1 protein-coding gene is annotated in these 1,445 nt (G+C 36.1%); it reads left to right on the top strand.

Features of this window, described 5'->3' with window-relative positions:
* The first annotated feature begins 88 nt into the window (after positions 1 to 88).
* A complete protein-coding gene (locus IQ228_RS25995) occupies positions 89 to 1,063 on the top strand; it encodes a sucrase ferredoxin (RefSeq protein WP_193965004.1) in 975 nt (324 codons plus the stop codon).
* The last annotated feature ends 382 nt before the right edge of the window (positions 1,064 to 1,445 follow it).

The following is a 1,445-nucleotide window of genomic DNA, read 5'->3' on the forward strand; positions in this document are numbered from 1 at the left end:
CAATAGGATTTATTTAAGCAAAAGCAATTTAAAAAATCAGGATTTTATCTAAACATTGACCATTAACTTTCTACTTGAGTAAGTCTAAATGAATAAACTTTTTTGTGCAGATAATTCACGAGAAATCCGAGAAGATATCATTGGTAGTGCTACCAACTACCAAACTTACATTTTAATAGAATGTCCTACCCCTTGGGTTTATGAAGCCTTTGAATCTAAATGGGTACCAGATAACTTACGCAGTTTAGTAGAAAATATAACCCGCGATCAACTACCAATTCGGTTTCTATTAATTGCCAATGATGAATCCCATAGACGACAAGAAACAACCCTATTAATTTATCAACAGCAACAGGGATTAAGTCAAGGATACCGAAAACAAGAATTTAAATTACCAAATATTGAACAAGTCGCCGGCATTGTCAGTAAATGGTTAGCAGGAATAAGTGTTGATTATGAAATAGAATCTAGTATTACCAGAGATATCTTAATATGTACTCATGGAAGCCATGATCAATGTTGTGCTAGATATGGCAATCCTTTTTACTTTTACTCTCAAAATACAATTGCTGATTTACAGTTAAATCACACCAGAATTTGGAAATCGAGTCACTTTGGAGGACATAGATTTGCTCCCACAGCCATAGATTTTCCCCAAGGAAGATATTATGGCATCCTCGATCAAGATACCTTTAAATCAATTCTTACTCACACTGGGGATATACAATGTTTACATAAAGTTTATCGTGGTTGGGGAATATTGCCAAATCCCCTCCAAATCTTGGAAAGAGAACTCATGCTGCGTTTAGGTTGGGATTGGTTTAACTATCAAGTAACAGGTAAAATCATCGAAAAAAGCTTAGATAATCATACAATTATTGGTGAGTTGAGTTTTGAACAACCTCCCGGTACTCTCTACACTTACCACGCCAAACTTATAAAAGATGATGTGAAAACACAAACAGTTAAGGTTTCTTGTCATGCTTCCAAAGAAACAGTATGTTTGAAATATGCTATATCTAATCTTTGGCTTGTAGCGAAGAAAGTGGCAACTTATAAGTAGGTTAGCATTGAAAATCGTCGTTATGGCAAGGCAAGAGGCAAGAGGCAAGAGGCAAAAGGCAAGAGGCAAGAGGCAAAAGTGAAACAGACTACTAGTAGTCTGTCAAGCTTGAAATTGTGAGTTATTAAATTTTATAACCGTTTGTTAGCAATACTTTCAAACTTCGTTAACACAAATATTGACAGACTACTAGTACCGCAAGGCGGAAGTCAAAAGTCAAAAGTCAAAAGTCAAAATGAAGACAGTATAGGCTTTTGGAGGATTTAGAATGGTTGGTTTATTTACGCCGTTTTGTACTAGTAGTTCGTCAAATTTATTTCAACGGGTAATGATCGGAAAAAACTTCTGTTCCTGTTCTTCCCTCCCCCACCCCCCCTACCTC

It is taken from the genome of Dolichospermum sp. LEGE 00246 (assembly GCF_015207865.1).
In the GTDB taxonomy this organism is placed as follows: Bacteria; Cyanobacteriota; Cyanobacteriia; order Cyanobacteriales; family Nostocaceae; genus Dolichospermum; species Dolichospermum heterosporum.